We start from the raw sequence: 14,835 nt of genomic DNA, 5'->3' as shown, positions 1-14,835 counted from the left end.
AGGTGCCCTTCAGGCAGCCAGTCTTGCAGCGCGTAGGGCAGCAACATCTGCTGCTGCGGCTCGTATGGGAGACAGCTTGTTGGCATCTTCTAACAACGTTTACCCCGCCCGGCCGGATGACATCAGATTTCTGCCGCGCACACTCCTAGCTTAGAAACTTAAAAAAATGGCGAACAGGGGGGTCTTCCTGTCTCATCGTTAAGTTTTTCTAAAGTCACTCGTCCGCGAACTCCGGTCTAAGCGCAACGCCGGGCCTTCGGAAAGATGCTGTGAATGACGGCAAAGGCCGCAAACGCGTCGCTCGAAATCCTACGCACACCCTTTCACCGCCATCTGCCAGTGTGCGCTGCAGGAATTTAACTCTGCGGCGCACCTCAGGACTAAACTCAGGACGCTTCAGGAAAATGCCGTGAGAAGCGCGCCGAGCCACGCGCGCAGTGCCGATATCTCCTCTTCGCACACTGAATGCGGCATCGGATACGCGCTCCAGTCGACCTTGCAACCTCGTGCGATCGCGAAGTCGCGCGCGGCCTCCCCTAACTCGATGGGTAACACATCGTCGTATATGCCGTGCGCGGCAAAGATCGGCGTGCTACGGTTCGCGGCACTCAAGCGGCGATCAATAAAGTCCGGCGACGGCACATAACCTGACATCACGATCAAGCCGGCGAGTGCCTCAGGATGCGTCAGCCCTGCCGAATAGGTCATCGCGGCGCCTTGCGAAAAACCCGCGAGAAAGATGTTCGAAGTCGGAATGCCGCGCCGGTTTTGCTCTTCGATCAATTGCCGCACGGTTGCGCAAGACAATTCAATACCCGCTTCGTCGACTTGCTGATTGATGCTCTGAAACGACCGGATGTCATACCAGGCGCGCATCACGTAACCATTGTTCGCGGTGACGGCAATCTCCGGCGCATTGGGAAACACGAAGCGCACTGGGGGCGCGTCGGTGAGACGCAGCTCGGGTACGAGCGATAAGAAGTCGGTGGCGTCGGCACCGAGACCGTGCATCAGAATCACGGCGAACCTGGGATTCGGCCCACTTTCAATTTCAATCGGGGATGGTTGCTCGTTCATATATTGCGGCTAACTCGCCTTCAGGACACGTTCAGAGGATCGGGATGAGTACAAGCAGGATACCGCCAGGCAATGCATCGGGAAAGCTGTCAGCACCTGCCTCCCGCCTTCCTACTCAAGCAACGCCAGCACGTCATCGTACAGCGCCCGGGAAATCCGCACACCGTCTCGCAAGCTGCGCGCCCGTGCATCGAAGCGCCGCTGCGACGGCAGCCGCGCGCCCTGCGCCACCACCGCGCCCAACAGCGTCTCGGCCCGCGCAAGTCCCGCTTCGTAGTCGTCACCGAGAAACACCTTCGGGTCCAGTGCGATCAGCAATTCGCCGTGATAAGGCGTCGCCCCCACGCCCTCGTCATAGGCCTGGGACTCCATGCTGGTCAGGTCTCCGATCAACGCGCCCGCCAGCAGTTCGATCATCGCCGCCAAGGCCGAGCCCTTGTGACCGCCGAACGTCTGCATGGCGCCTTGCAGCGCTGCCTTTGCATCGGTAGTCGGACGGCCGGCGCTGTCGATCGCCCAGTGCGAGGGAATGGCTTTATCCTGCCGCGCGTGCAGTTCGATATCTCCACGCGCGATTGCACTGGTTGCGAAGTCGAATACGAATGGCTCTCCGCCCGGTCTTGGCCACGCGAACGCCAGCGGATTGGTGCCAAACACAGGTTCCTTGCCGCCCGCGGGCGCGACCCAGCTATGACTGGGATTCATGGCGAGACCCACCAGCCCTTGCGCGGCGATCGCCTCCACTTCAGGCCAGAGCGCTGAAAAGTGATAGCAGTGATTGATCGCCATGGCCGCGATCCCCTGCTGCCGCGCCTTGTCGAGGAAAACCGGCAAACCGGTCTCGAATGCGAGCAACGAGAAACCATTGTGGGCGTCGACTGCCACGATGCCGGCGGATACGTCGCGCAGCGTCGGCTCGGCACGCGGATTGACTTTCCCGACGCGCAACGACCTCGCGCAAACCAGCAGCCGGTACACCCCATGCGAATGGCATTCGTCGCGCTGGCATTGAGTGATCACATGGGAGATGGCGTTCGCGTGCGCGTCCGACATACCGTGTCGCGTCAACACACGGTATGAGAGTTGGTAAACCTCGTCGAGCGTCAGCACGACATCCGTTGATTCGGTGCTCATGCTGCTGCCTCCGCGCGGACAAGCATACCGTCGATCCGTTGCGCAACGCCCAACGGATTGTCGCTGCGAAGCGCCGCCGGCAGCAACGTGCCGGGCAGGTCCTGATACGACACGGGCCGCAGAAAGCGTTCGATCGCCCGACTGCCCACCGACGTCGTGCGCGTGTCCGAGGTTGCCGGAAATGGACCACCGTGGATCATCGCATGACCGACCTCGACACCCGTTCCAAAGCCGTTAACCAGGATTCGTCCAGCCTTGTTTTCGAGCGTCGGCAGCAAGGCGCGCAATGCGTCGTGGTCGGCGTCGTTCAGATGCACGGCGATGGTCAGTTGACCTTCGAGTGATTTGATCAGCCGAAGCAACGCGCCCACATCCGCACAACGCACGACCAGCGATGCAGGGCCGAAGATCTCCTCACGCAACGCGGGCTGTGCCGCGAACGCGTCAGCGGATGTGGCGAACAACGCCCCCGGCGCGTCATAGCGTCCGCCCGCCGCGCCTTCGGCCAATACTTCAACATCCGCGTGCCCACGCAGCCGTTCGACGCCCGCGCGATACGCCGCATGAATGCCGGGCGTCAGCATCGTTGCCGCCGGCACGCTCGCGAGCGCCGCAGCCGCCGCACGCTCGAACGCGCGCAGCGAGTCGCCCTCCACCGCGAGAACGAGTCCGGGATTGGTGCAGAACTGGCCCGCGCCCAAGGTCAACGACGTAACGAACTGTTGCGCAATCGCGTCGGCCCGTTCAGTGAGTGCGCCAGCGAGCAGGATCACCGGATTGATCGAGCTCATCTCTGCATAAACGGGCACGGGTTCGGGTCGATCTTGTGCGATCTTCAGCAAGGCCATGCCGCCCGCACGGGAACCGGTAAAGCCGACTGCCTTCACGCGACGGTCGGCGACGAGCGCCTGCCCGATCGAGCGTCCCGAGTCGAACAGCAACGAAAATACCCCTTGCGGCAGGCCGCATTCGCGCACGGCTTGTGCAATCGCGAGGCCGACCAGTTCCGAGGTTCCCGGATGCGCGGAATGCGCCTTCACGATCACCGGACATCCGGCCGCAAACGCCGCGGCCGTATCGCCGCCGGCCACCGAAAACGCCAGCGGAAAGTTCGACGCGCCGAACACGGCCACTGGCCCGATTGCGATATTGCGCATCCGCAGATCGACCCGCGGCAGCGGCGTGCGCCCGGGCATTGCGGGGTCGATACGTGCATCGAGGAAATCGCCGCTGCGCACGACCGACGCGAACAGTGCCAGTTGACCGACCGTGCGCGCCCGCTCGCCTTCGAGTCGCGCACGCGGAAGGCCGGTTTCGGCCATGCAGCGGCTGATCAGTTCATCGCCGAGCGCCATGATGTTGCGGCCGATTGTCTCGAGGAAGGCCGCGCGCGCGTCGAGCGTCGTTTCGCGATAACGGTCGAACGCGTCGTCAGCCAGCGAGCACGCAGCATCGAGGTCCTCACGCGTGGCGCCGCCAAATGCGATGCCGAACGGCTCGCCGCTTTGTGCATCGATTGCCCGAAATTCGCCGCCCTGCCCGCGAACGCCTGCTCCGCCAATCAGGAGTTGACCTGTAATAGACATACTTCCCTCTGCAAATTGAAAACCGGGCCGTCAAGGCCCGGCTGTCCGAAGTTAAAATCGACTCATATGGTCATGCTTACTCGTCATCCGAACCGAGTTGCAGAAGACCGGACGGCACCCCTGTTCGCGCGCCCCAGTAGTAGATGACGAGGCTGAACAGCGAGACCACAACGGTGTCGTAAGGATGCGCGAGCGCGCCGTTGCCACCGAACCCACCGAAGTACGACGCCACGATCATCAGCGCATAGAACGCAATCAGCCACAGCGACGATTTCACCTGCTGGCCAAGGCTCAGATGCTGGGTCGGCACGAGGCGCCCGCACGCAAGGTAGATGACGAACATCACGATCTGCAAACCGAGCAGCCAGGAGACCGTGCCCCAGCCTGACCAGTAGACGATCAGCGCCGCCACCACGAACGACAGCGGACCGATGATCGAAAAGCCGCTGACACGGAATGGCCGTGGCATGTCCGGCGCACTACGGCGCAGTGCGGCGACGGAAACCGGCGCAACCGCGTAGCTAAGCACAAGCGCGGCGGACACGACGTTGATCAGCGCCTCCCATGAAGGGAACGGCAGGGTCCAGAACACGGCCAGCGCGAGCGTCAGCCAAAGCCCGGCGCGCGGGATGCCGGACGCCTCATCAACGCGCGTGAACACCTTGAAGAAGGTGCCCGTGCGGGCCCATCCGTAGATCACGCGCGGGGTCGCGTTCATGTAGATGTTGCCGCAACCACTGGGCGAGATCATCGCATCGGCCACCACCATATATGCGAGCCAGCCTACCCCTAGCGTGAGCGCGATATCGCGATACGGCAACGAGAACGCCTTGCTCACGTCGTGCCAGCCGTCGGCCAGCATCGCGGTCGGAATGCTGCCGATAAACGCCAGTTGCAGCAGCACGTAAATCAACGTCGACAACAGGATGGACAGAATCAGCGCGATGGGAATCGTGCGCTGCGGATTGCGGACCTCGCTTGCCACCGAGATGATCGGCGTCAGGCCGAGATACGCGAAAATGACCCCGCCCGCCGACACGGCCATCTCGATGCCCGGCATACCGAACGGTGCAAAGCCATGCAGGGTCAGGTTCTGCGGCTTGAAGAAGACGAACAGCACGACGATCACCGAGAGCGGCACGACGAACTTGAATATGCTGATGATGTTGTTCGCCCGCGCGAAAGTCTTGACACTCGAGTAGTTCAGATAGAAAAACAGGCACAGCAATGCGGCCTGCAACAACCATCCCACTGCGGTGGGATTGCCCGACCCGCTTTGAGTGAGTCCTGGAAACCACGCGGCCGCATATTGGCGTGCGGCCACGACCTCGATCGCAATGAGACTCGAAAACGCGATCAGCGTGACGAAGCCCATCAGATAGCCCAGCAGCGGGCCGTGGGAAAACACCGGATAACGCACCACGCCGCCGGCACGCGGCAATGCCGCGCCTAACTCGCAGTACACAATACCGAGCAATAGAACAGCAACGCCGCCGATCAGCCAGGAGATGATCCCGGCGGGCCCCGCGATCGTCGATACATGACTCGCGGCGAACAACCAGCCCGAGCCGAAAATTGCCCCGAGGCCGATGAAAGTAAGATCCGTCAGCGACAGTTGTTTCTTGAAGCGGCCCTCGCCTGCCTCGCTGGATGCGAGATCTGATGGCTTGAACGAACCCTGCAATTTGCCTTGGCTTGACATAGGCTTGTCTCCTTTGAATACGTAGCAGGCAGAGGGTTGGCCGTCTGACGTATCTGAAAGAAAGCGGATGTCCTCATACCTGGCAGTGCCAAGCTTGCCTCGTTCTGCCAGTCACACGAGGAAAACTCAGTGGCGAGATGCTTACAGGCCGACGTCCGGCAACACCGGTCGAGTGGCGAGCGCCTTTTCGACGATGCCCTTGACCTCGGCCAGCGTCTCGCCTTGCAGCGCGAGGCGCGGCGGCCGTGTGACCGCGCTGCCGCGACCCAGCAATTCCTCGCACAGCTTGATGCACTGCACGAGATCAGGGCGCGCATCGAGGTGCAACAGCGGCATGAACCAGCGATACAGCGCCAGCGCTTCGTCAAAGCGTTTCTGCTTCGCCAGCCGGAACAGCGTTTCCCCTTCCTTCGGGAAGGCATTGGACATGCCCGACACCCAGCCTTCAGCACCCACCGCAATGCTTTCAACGACCACGTCGTCGAGACCCGCGAACAGCACGAACCGATCGCCTACCGCGTTGCGCAGATCGATAAAGCGCCGCGTGTCGCCGGACGAATCCTTGAAGCAGACGATGTTCTCGCAGTCCTGCAGGGCGATCAGCACGTCCGGCGTAACGTCGTTCTTGTAGATCGGGGGGTTGTTGTAAATCATGACCGGCAGATCGGTACCGGTGGCGACCGCCCGGAAATGGGCCGCGGTCTCATGCGGTTTGGCGGAATAGACGAGCGCTGGCATGATCATCACACCGTCGACACCCACGCGTGCGGCTTCGCGCACAGTCTGGCGCGCGAATTCCGTGGTGAACTCGGCGACGCCGGCAATGACGGGCACCTTGCCGCCGGCCGCGTCGCGTGCGGCTTCGATCACCGCCATCTTTTCAGCGGTGCTCAGCGAGGTATTTTCACCGACCGTGCCGCAGACCACGAGGCCCGACACGCCGTCCCTGACCAGATTGCTCACCACGCGATGCGTTGCTTCGATGTCGAGCGAAAAATCCGCCTTGAACTGGGTGCTGACGGCGGGAAATACCCCGCTCCATTGGATAGCGTTGCGGCTCACTGTGCAAATCTCCTTCGTTAAGGTCGGTCATGCCGACACACGTTGAATATGGGATGAGTATCGGGTTTTATCCGCGCCGGGGCTTGGGGTATTTCGTGAACGAAAGAGATGAAATCTGCACAGTCGGAGCTCAGGTGGCGGAGTCCGCCGTGCCCTTCGGATGCAGCAATCCCCTGTACTGGCTCGGCGTTAAACCGACGGTCGCCTTGAACTGGCGCGTGAATGCGCTGTGATCGTTGTAGCCGCACCGCGTGGCGATATCGGTAATGCTAAGGTCGCCCGCCAGCAGCGCCGATGCCGCATCGAGACGCGTCTTGAGCAGCATCTGGCGCGGCGTCAAATGAAAGATCTTGTGAAAATAGCGTTCGATCTGCGCAACCGACAGATCGATGAGCTTCGCGATATCGGGAAGCCGAAGCGGCTCAGCGTAGTTGTCCTGGATGTATTTGGCCGCGATCGCCAGTCGCGTATAGGCAGGATGGCTGTCCTCCGCCACCTGCAGATCGCGCGAGATACCCACGACGCCGAGCACGCGGCCTTTCGCGTCGTACATGGGCAACTTGCTGGTCAGACACCAGCCCGACCGGCGCCCGGGGTACAGGTGCAGTTCGAGTTGATCGATCAGCTTGCTGCCGAGCTTGAGCACGGCTTTGTCCTGCTCGGTGTAAATGTGTCCGAAGCGAGGCGGGAAAACCTGCTCGGCCTGCTTGCCGAGGAGCGCACGCTTGTCCTTGAAACCGCAGCGCGCAGCCAGCGTCGCATTGGCGAGCACATAGCGGGCATCAGTGTCCTTGACGAAGAACACCACGTCCTGCATCGCGTCGAAAATGGGCTCAAGAATTTCGAAGTGCGCCACGAGATGCGACAGTGTCGTGTGGTCGCCGGGAATGGGAAGCGCCAGGTCGGGCATGGATAAACGTCAGATGGTCGATTGAACGGAAATATTACGCATCGGCCCCGACTTGCAGCAGCGTTTCAATGCGCACCGGAGAGAATGGCGGGCGCAACATCTGCTCGCCGCTACCTGTCCAGCCAAAGCAGAACGCGGCTGCCGCGCCGCAGACTTTGCCCTGACAGGGGCCCATGCCGCAACGTGTATGCAGTTTCGCATCGCGCCATGAAGTGTGCTGCGCCAGATCCCGATAGGGCACGTCCTCGCATCGGCAGAAGAGCGTGTCCGGTGTCGCGAGTGTGCGCAGATCCGGGTTCAGTTCGAACGCCTCATGCAGGCGTTGCGCAAAGCGCCGGTAGCGCGCGCGTTCGGCAAAGAGCGGGCGAGCACGTTCAGAGTCGCCGACGGCCGCCAGCGCGGCAATTTTGCCCTCCACCGCCGACAACTCCATCCCCCCCACGCCCGTGCATTCTCCCGCAGCGAACACGGCCGGCACCGAGGTGGCCTGCCACTCGTCGACCGCGACCGCTTCCACCGGCCCCGCCATGTCGACCCGGCATCCCAGCGCGGCTGCGATGCCCGTATTCGGCAGCAGGCCGTACGCACAGGCCAGCCGGTCGCAGGCAATCAGCCGGTCGCGGCCGTTCTGACGCACGCGAACTTCCCGCACGCTGGTGTCGCCAAGCGCCTCGCCGACATACGCGTCGAGCAGATACGGCGTGCGCCAGAGGCCGGCGCGCATGCGCGCCGCCTGCAGCAGCTTGGCGGGCGTTTGCACCAGCGAGCGGGCAAAGCGGCCCACAGACGCCGCCGAAGCCTGCTCGACCAGCGCCACGATATGCGCGCCCTGGCTGCGCGCCGTCGTGGCAGCGGCCCACAGTAGCGGACCGCTGCCGGCGATCACAATGCGCTCGCCCGTCACTGGCGTGCCGCCCTTGATCAGCGCCTGCAACCCGCCCGCTCCCGTGACGCCTGGCAACGTCCAGCCGGGAAACGGCAGAAAGCGCTCACGCGCGCCGGTCGCGATGATCAGCTTGCTATAACCGATCGTCAACGCGCGCCCGTCCTGCTCGGCCAGCAATGTGTGCGCCGATAGCACCTGCACAATGCGTGCGCCGCTCAGCAACGCCACGTTCTGACGCGCAGCCAGTTGATCGAGCAATGCGCGCGCCGGTCCAGCGGACGGATGCCGCGGCCCCTGCCGCCAGATTTGACCGCCTGGCAACGCGTTATCGTCGACGATGCCAACCGTTGCGCCATACGTCGACGCGGACCGCGCGGCACTGAGTCCAGCAGGTCCGGCACCGATCACAAGTACATCGAAATTCATTGTGCCGATTCTCCGGTTATGACGGACATGCCCGCTGTACAGATCGTCTGGCAGGCCAGCCGATGACGTACGCCGTCAATCGTGACCCGGCACTCCTGGCAGATACCCATTCCGCAGAGCGGCCCGCGCAGTTCGCCGCTGACCGAGCGGCGCGTCACCACCGCCGCATGCTTGCGGGCGATGGCAAGTGCGGCGGCCACCGTGCAGCCGCGTGCAACGCTTACGGCTTGTCCATCGATATCGAGTGTGATGTGTTCAGGCATGGACCGCCCCCGAGTGCACAAACCGTGCGGGCAGATAAGGACGCGCGTCGAACGGCGCCGGCAGACCCAGCATCTGCGCCGCGATCAGCTTCGCCGTGCCGAGCGCGGTCGTCACGCCCAATCCCTCATGGCCAACCGCAAGCCATGTTGCGGGATGCATCGCAGCGCCGGCAAAGGACGCGGCCGGGCCGATCAATGGCAAACCATCGCTGGATGCCGGGCGAAAACCCGTCCACGCCCGAATGGCGTTCAGGCCGGCCAGCGCCGGCAAATAGTCGACCGCACGCTGCAGCATGCGCGCGAGAATCGCTGGCTCGACCTTCGAATCGACGCTGTCGAACTGACGCGACGAGCCGATCAGCAACTGACCGGTCGGGCGCGGCTGCACGTTGAATGCGACCGATGTGCCGCTCTGGTTGTGCGCGCTCTTGATGTAGCCGAGTTCGAGGATTTGATGGCGGATCGTGCCGGGGTAGCGATCGGTAATCAGCAGATGCCCCTTCTTTGCTTGCAGCGGCAGAGCTGGCATTAGCGTTGCAGCCTGCAGGCCGTTGGCCAGCAGCACGGCGCCGGCGGCGATGAGGCCGCCGTCCGCGAGACGTACGCCCTGTCGCTCGATACCGGTCACTTCGGTATCCAGCCGTTGCACGATGCGCCCGGCGACGGGCTGCGCGAGCAACCAGGCCGCAACTGCCGGCGCGTAGACCACCGCGTCGTCGGGGACGATCATGCCGCCACAGAGCCCATGTCGTAACGCCGGCTCAGCTTCGCGCACCTGCTGCGCATCGAGTGTCGCGCAGTCGATGCCCTGCTGCTGCAGCGCACGCTGCCGGCTTTGCGCCAGGGCCAGTTCCTCGTCGTCGGTCGCAACCCACAGCGTGCCGCTGCGCACAAACGCATGGCGCGCATCGAGGCGCGGCGCTAGCGCATGCCACAGTGCGAGCGAATGGGCGCTCAGCACGAACTCGGCAGGCGAGTCGTCCATCACGACCAGGTGGCCCATGCCGGCCGCCGTCACACCGCCACCCACGCCCGCACGCTCGATCACCAGCACGTCGAGGCCGTGCGAGGCCAGCTCGTACGCACAGGCCGCACCGACGATACCCGCTCCTATCACGACCACGTCCGGCTGACCGTCGGAACGCTTCATGACGCGCGGACGCCCCATGCGAAAGGATCGTCGTCGGAGAAAATCAGTCTGGATTCAGCGTTGACGTGAGCCGTGCCGCGGATGTTCGGTCGAATCTGCCCTGCCGGCAGTGCCGGATCGGTGTCGTAATGGACCTCGAACACGCTGCCGATAATGCTCTCCTGCCGCCATAGCGCGCCTGGCGCCAGCACGCCATCCGCCGCGAGGCAGGCGAGCTTCGCGCTCGTGCCGGTGCCGCACGGCGAGCGGTCATAAGCCTTGCCCGGACACAGCACGAAATTGCGGCTATCGATACCGGGCCGCTCGGAATCGGCGAACAGCTCGATGTGATCGATCAGCGCGCCGCCCTCGCCGGTAATACCGTTGGCCTCCAGCGCACGCCGGATGGCCCAGGTGGCTTCCGTCAACTCGTCGATACGACTGTGGTCCAGCGTTTGCCCGTGATCGGAGACGAGGAAAAACCAGTTGCCGCCCCACGCGATATCACCATGCACGCGCCCGATGCCGGGCACATCGAGAGGCACAGCTTGACGGTAGCGATACGCCGGTACGTTGCGCACAGTCACGCTGCGATCGGTGTGCAATTCAGCCTCGACGATACCCACCGGTGTCTCGATCCGGTGCAAGCCCGGCTCGATTCGGCCCAGATGGGCCAGTGAGACGACGAGACCGATCGTGCCGTGCCCGCACATGCCGAGAAAGCCGACGTTGTTGAAGAAGATGACGCCCGCCGTACAGGACGGATCATGCGGCTCGCACAGCAGCGCGCCGACCATGACATCGGAGCCGCGCGGCTCGTTGACGATACCCGCGCGAACACGGTCGAAATCGCGCAGAAACACGGCGAGGCGTTCCTGCAACGGTCCGTGGCCCAGCTCGGGGCCGCCGGAAATCACGAGGCGGGTGGGTTCGCCGCCAGTGTGGGAGTCGATTGCGGTCAAGGTTTTCATGACAACAATCGTAGGCCGCGGCGCTGCAGCTGTCTTGCGCTATCGGCCTCGCTTCGATGACGATTTCAGCACAGTGGGGGTTCCCGGCGACGGTCATCAGTCATGCCAGTGATCGTCTAGCATCAGGCCTTGATTGATGGCGGGTCATTTGCGTGACATATCCCGTTTCGCCCTGATTTGCCGCACGTGCCGCTATCGGGACTTGTGGCTGAAAGCACCGTCGACGTTGGCGTAGGGATTCGCCTCCTTGCGCCGGGCTGCCGCGTCAGGATCGGACATACCCATCTGCTCGCGCAACGGTGCCGGAGCGGTCTTTCCTGGCTTGGCGTCGGGCTTGATATCTTCGAGCCCGCACCCCCACGCGTTCAGCATGCCCTTTGCAACTTCGCTGAAGCTCGGGTGACTGCTCGCGTATTTTTTGACCATCGGCGCGACCTTGTGCACTGCGCTCGTGATCCGCTCACGCGCCTCGCCCATGTCAGCCTTGCTCAAACCCAGCCGCGCGCCCCCATATGCCACCAGCATGCTGCCCGAAGCCCACACGCGTTTGCCGTGCAGCGTCAGCGCCGGCAACTGCGTAGCGTACTTCGGGTAGACGGTCCCACTTAGAACGTCATAGACCGGCGCAAGCCGAACATCATCGACGCCCGTGTAGACAAGCGCGAAGTTCTTCAGGTGTGCATCGGCATTGTGAATGGCGTAGTTCAGCAGTATCAGCGTGTAGAGACGCCGGGCATTATCCTTGAGCGCCGCGCGCGGCACGTAGGTGGTGGTGAGCTTGGCGAGGTCCTCCAGCGAGCCCTTGTACTTGTTGACGGCGTCGTTGGGTTTGAGAGCGCAGTAGTCCTCGACCGCCAGTATCCGGCCATCCGCCGTGCGGTCAAAACGACGCACGGCGAGAACCTGCCCATCGTCGGACAATCTTGCTTCGGGCACCTCAAGGCCGGCTTCGCGAGCCACTTCGAGGCACAGGTATTCGTTGATCGCGAGCCCCGGCAGGTCCTGGAAACCGGTCTTCAGGATGAACCCGTCGGTCCACACCGTTGCCTTGTCGCCTGGCCGAATGAGCGCCTTTGGCATGACGCCCGATATCCCTTCCGCGACTCCGCCCTCAAGCAGACGCAGAAGGTTGTCGCGAGAGTCGGCCGACGCGAGTAGCTCCGCCATGTCGGCGTTGCTCGCGGCGACCGCAGGCGTGACGCCTCGCGGGACCACCTGAACGCGCCCGATCGTGTTCGCGCCAGTGAGCGCAAGCAGACCAAAATCGCTCACGTCAGCGTGTGGGCCAAGACGGCGGATCATCAGGTCCTTCTTGAATCCTTCCGGCAGATTCATCTGGAAGAAGGGATGCAGCGTCTTCCAGTCGTACGACGCCGCACGCACAGGCATGAGCAGGGAGACGAGACTTGCCGGCGGAACGTCAGGCAGATAGGTGCAGACGTACTGGCCCGCCTCCTCGGTAAGCGTGCCCACCTGCTGGCCGCTCACATAGACGTCGAGGCTTGCGCGGCTCATGACTTACCCTCCGTCGCCTTCAGACGTTGCAAGGCGTTCGGACGCACGCGCTGGCGCGACGGCGCGTCGGCCGAGTCGGCGGACTCAGTCAGGACGTCGTCGAGCGTGCGCTGATGGCCAGGCCGACGGGCCAGGAGTTCCAGCCCGACCGCGTCGAAAAGACTGAGCATCTTTACGGCACCGATTTCAGGTAACGTCCCCGTCTCAAACGTGCTGATGCGACCGCGCGTCACGCCGCTCATATCGGCAACCTGTTGTTGAGTCAGATTGGCAGCCATACGGGCAGTGCGGAAGGCCTCTCCCAGCTCGGCAAGGTTCATATTCCATATCCAGTACATTATCGCGTGATACGCGGATAATGTATCGTATATTGAACATTTCAGCGATGCAAGTAATGTCCTATATTTGAGACGTTAACGTCTAATATTCTCATAACGTTCACTATACGAGACATTAAGGCAGTTGCCGATGGCAGTCCGGTTCGCGAAGAAAACCGTCCGGCACTTGATGACCGACAAGCGATACGGGCGTCACCACCTTCGGCCATGCATCAAGGCAGCAACTCAACCGGTGGCATCTTGAATGTACCGGCCAGCACACTCCCCGTCGGGTCATAGGCGCGCGCAAACAGCGTGAAGCGACGCCCGTCGTCAGGCGTCGGCAGCCAATTCGCGGCTTGCGTATCCGTCGGGCGCTGCGCTTGCATCCAGATATCCACGCTGCCATCCGCGTTGACGACAAGTCCTGGCGTGCGGCTGCTTATCTGATAACGGTTGATCGGATTCGCGGCGAGGAACTGCCCGTCCTTATCGACCGCATACAGCGACACCGACCAGAACGCCTTCGCCGGAATGCCGCCCGGCGGCAAATGCAGGCGGTATCGCTGGCTGCCAAGTAGCGGATCAGCCTGGGCGTCGCGAAAGGTAATCCAGTAGTTCGCCTCTTCACGGTTCACACCGAGGATGCCCATACCCATCGCAAGCGCGAGTGCACGCAGGTCATAGTCGCGCTGCTCGTTCGTACCGAGTTTGGAGCCGGGCGGGTTGTAGTCGATCCAGCCATGCGCACGGGCTGCGGCGAGGTACGTTGCCAGAAATTCATGTTCGAGATTGGGATAACGATCCTGCCACGCAGCCTGAACGTTGGCCGGCAAACGGTCCCATGTGCATTCGGCGCCGCAAATGCCGACGCGACGGTATTGCTCGATTAGCGCATGGTCTCTTGCAGGAGGCGGATCGAGCGCCAGCATTTCGTTGACGACCGCGAGGAAATTCCGTGGGCCCTCCTCTGCCAGCGGATGGACGCGCGCCGGCACGTCGGCGACACGATCCGGCGTCGCAGGCGTGATTCTGAAACCATCCTGAATCGCGTTGGCCGCCTGGGCGTCAGTCGGACCATCAACCTGCACACGCAGGTTGACGTAGACATCGTTGGTCGGCGCGCGAACCAGTTGTGCGCCTGTGGGGACGGTTCCGCGCCAATCCGGTCCGACAACGTAATAGCGCTGCGACGCGGTGCCGGTCGTTCGGTGTCCGGCGTAGAAGAACGTGTTCGAATAGAAATCGATCAGCGTCAGAACAAAGTATCGTGTGCCCGTGTCAGGCGTATCGAGCGTGACCGGCCCGTGCGCGAGGTCCAACCACGCCGTCGAATACAAGGCGTCGACGATAGGCGAATTTGCCCAGCGATCATCGGGCGTCGCGATCCGGCGGGCGTGGGCAAACTGGTTGAGTCGGGTGCTGGTTCGCGCATCGGTCGTTTCGAGCGCGGTCCAGCGATACTGCGATAGTTTGAACAGTGGGAACGCGTAGTTGTAGGCCTCACCGATCAACTTGTCGGTCGCCGCCTCCTGGGCATTGGCCGTCGGTGCAATCGCGGCAATCAAAGTGACCGCCACCGCTGCGCGTGACAGCCATTCAAGCGGTCGCCTGGGCGACCATGCCCCTTCCCGGGCAATCTTCCTGGCGCGGGCGCCGGTGAGTTGAAGCAGCGTCATCCAACACTCCCCTTGATGCGGTCGCCGAATCCGACCACAACGGGTGACCGGACGGAACCAGAGTGCCAATGACGATAGACGTGCCGTCGTTTAACGAAATCGTCCGAATGAACGTTGCGACACTGGGATTGGCCCTGCCAACAGCATCCGTACCGAATGCGTCGAACATCGCAGCACG

The 14,835-nt window shown here is 62.8% G+C and carries 13 protein-coding genes; all 13 read right to left on the bottom strand.

The features are described from left to right. Positions 1-396: 396 nt before the first annotated feature. Positions 397-1,077, bottom strand: coding sequence for an alpha/beta hydrolase (locus PQQ96_RS34215; protein WP_408300720.1), 681 nt, complete (start codon positions 1,075-1,077; stop codon positions 397-399). 111 nt (positions 1,078-1,188) lie between these two features. Next, a complete protein-coding gene (locus PQQ96_RS34210) occupies positions 1,189-2,211 on the bottom strand; it encodes an Ldh family oxidoreductase (protein WP_408300718.1) in 1,023 nt (340 codons plus the stop codon). After that, positions 2,208-3,797 carry an aldehyde dehydrogenase (NADP(+)) gene (locus PQQ96_RS34205; protein ID WP_408300716.1) on the bottom strand — a complete coding sequence of 530 codons (1,590 nt, stop codon included), beginning with the start codon at positions 3,795-3,797 and terminating at the stop codon, positions 2,208-2,210. The genes PQQ96_RS34210 and PQQ96_RS34205 overlap by 4 nt, the downstream gene beginning before the upstream one ends. Before the next feature lie 76 nt (positions 3,798-3,873). Beyond that, positions 3,874-5,499, bottom strand: coding sequence for an APC family permease (locus tag PQQ96_RS34200; protein WP_408300715.1), 1,626 nt, complete (start codon positions 5,497-5,499; stop codon positions 3,874-3,876). Between the two features lie 141 nt (positions 5,500-5,640). Next, positions 5,641-6,561 (bottom strand): dihydrodipicolinate synthase family protein, encoded by a 921-nt coding sequence (locus PQQ96_RS34195; protein ID WP_408300713.1) that lies wholly within the window; start codon positions 6,559-6,561, stop codon positions 5,641-5,643. 130 nt (positions 6,562-6,691) lie between these two features. Next, positions 6,692-7,471, bottom strand: a complete 780-nt coding sequence (locus tag PQQ96_RS34190) for a helix-turn-helix domain-containing protein (protein WP_408300711.1) — start codon at positions 7,469-7,471, stop codon at positions 6,692-6,694. Positions 7,472-7,505: 34 nt separating this feature from the next. Further along, complete coding sequence (locus tag PQQ96_RS34185; RefSeq protein WP_408300709.1) at positions 7,506-8,783, bottom strand: FAD-dependent oxidoreductase; 1,278 nt, start codon at positions 8,781-8,783, stop codon at positions 7,506-7,508. Further along, positions 8,780-9,046: a 2Fe-2S iron-sulfur cluster-binding protein gene (locus PQQ96_RS34180; protein WP_408300707.1), complete on the bottom strand. Its 267-nt coding sequence runs from the start codon at positions 9,044-9,046 to the stop codon at positions 8,780-8,782. Before PQQ96_RS34180 ends, PQQ96_RS34185 begins: the two co-directional genes overlap by 4 nt. Then, a complete protein-coding gene (locus PQQ96_RS34175; RefSeq protein WP_408300705.1) occupies positions 9,039-10,196 on the bottom strand; it encodes an NAD(P)/FAD-dependent oxidoreductase in 1,158 nt (385 codons plus the stop codon). Before PQQ96_RS34175 ends, PQQ96_RS34180 begins: the two co-directional genes overlap by 8 nt. Continuing rightward, the gene (locus PQQ96_RS34170) at positions 10,193-11,146 is read right to left on the bottom strand and encodes a 4-hydroxyproline epimerase (RefSeq protein ID WP_408300703.1); all 954 of its coding nucleotides are present in this window, start codon (positions 11,144-11,146) and stop codon (positions 10,193-10,195) included. Before PQQ96_RS34170 ends, PQQ96_RS34175 begins: the two co-directional genes overlap by 4 nt. A 192-nt stretch (positions 11,147-11,338) precedes the next feature. Continuing rightward, on the bottom strand, positions 11,339-12,661 hold the full coding sequence (locus PQQ96_RS34165) for a type II toxin-antitoxin system HipA family toxin (protein WP_408300701.1): 1,323 nt from the start codon (positions 12,659-12,661) through the stop codon (positions 11,339-11,341). Beyond that, positions 12,658-12,981, bottom strand: coding sequence for a helix-turn-helix domain-containing protein (locus tag PQQ96_RS34160; RefSeq protein WP_408300699.1), 324 nt, complete (start codon positions 12,979-12,981; stop codon positions 12,658-12,660). Before PQQ96_RS34160 ends, PQQ96_RS34165 begins: the two co-directional genes overlap by 4 nt. A 230-nt stretch (positions 12,982-13,211) precedes the next feature. After that, on the bottom strand, positions 13,212-14,657 hold the full coding sequence (locus PQQ96_RS34155) for a DUF1254 domain-containing protein (RefSeq protein WP_408300697.1): 1,446 nt from the start codon (positions 14,655-14,657) through the stop codon (positions 13,212-13,214). Positions 14,658-14,835: the final 178 nt, after the last annotated feature.

The organism is Paraburkholderia sediminicola (assembly GCF_046027825.1).
Lineage (GTDB): Bacteria > Pseudomonadota > Gammaproteobacteria > Burkholderiales > Burkholderiaceae > Paraburkholderia > Paraburkholderia sediminicola_D.
Note: the sequence above shows the minus strand (reverse complement) of the source record. Positions and strands in the feature narration are given on the sequence as shown.

Bases quoted from the DNA above. Each gene is read 5' to 3' on its own strand.
- PQQ96_RS34215 (WP_408300720.1), bottom strand. From the start codon at position 1,077: ATGAACGAGCAACCATCCCCGATTGAAATTGAAAGTGGGCCGAATCCC.
- PQQ96_RS34210 (WP_408300718.1), bottom strand. From the start codon at position 2,211: ATGAGCACCGAATCAACGGATGTCGTGCTGACGCTCGACGAGGTTTAC.
- PQQ96_RS34205 (WP_408300716.1), bottom strand. From the start codon at position 3,797: ATGTCTATTACAGGTCAACTCCTGATTGGCGGAGCAGGCGTTCGCGGG.
- PQQ96_RS34200 (WP_408300715.1), bottom strand. From the start codon at position 5,499: ATGTCAAGCCAAGGCAAATTGCAGGGTTCGTTCAAGCCATCAGATCTC.
- PQQ96_RS34190 (WP_408300711.1), bottom strand. From the start codon at position 7,471: ATGCCCGACCTGGCGCTTCCCATTCCCGGCGACCACACGACACTGTCG.
- PQQ96_RS34185 (WP_408300709.1), bottom strand. From the start codon at position 8,783: ATGAATTTCGATGTACTTGTGATCGGTGCCGGACCTGCTGGACTCAGT.
- PQQ96_RS34180 (WP_408300707.1), bottom strand. From the start codon at position 9,046: ATGCCTGAACACATCACACTCGATATCGATGGACAAGCCGTAAGCGTT.
- PQQ96_RS34175 (WP_408300705.1), bottom strand. From the start codon at position 10,196: ATGAAGCGTTCCGACGGTCAGCCGGACGTGGTCGTGATAGGAGCGGGT.
- PQQ96_RS34170 (WP_408300703.1), bottom strand. From the start codon at position 11,146: ATGAAAACCTTGACCGCAATCGACTCCCACACTGGCGGCGAACCCACC.
- PQQ96_RS34165 (WP_408300701.1), bottom strand. From the start codon at position 12,661: ATGAGCCGCGCAAGCCTCGACGTCTATGTGAGCGGCCAGCAGGTGGGC.
- PQQ96_RS34160 (WP_408300699.1), bottom strand. From the start codon at position 12,981: ATGAACCTTGCCGAGCTGGGAGAGGCCTTCCGCACTGCCCGTATGGCT.
- PQQ96_RS34155 (WP_408300697.1), bottom strand. From the start codon at position 14,657: ATGACGCTGCTTCAACTCACCGGCGCCCGCGCCAGGAAGATTGCCCGG.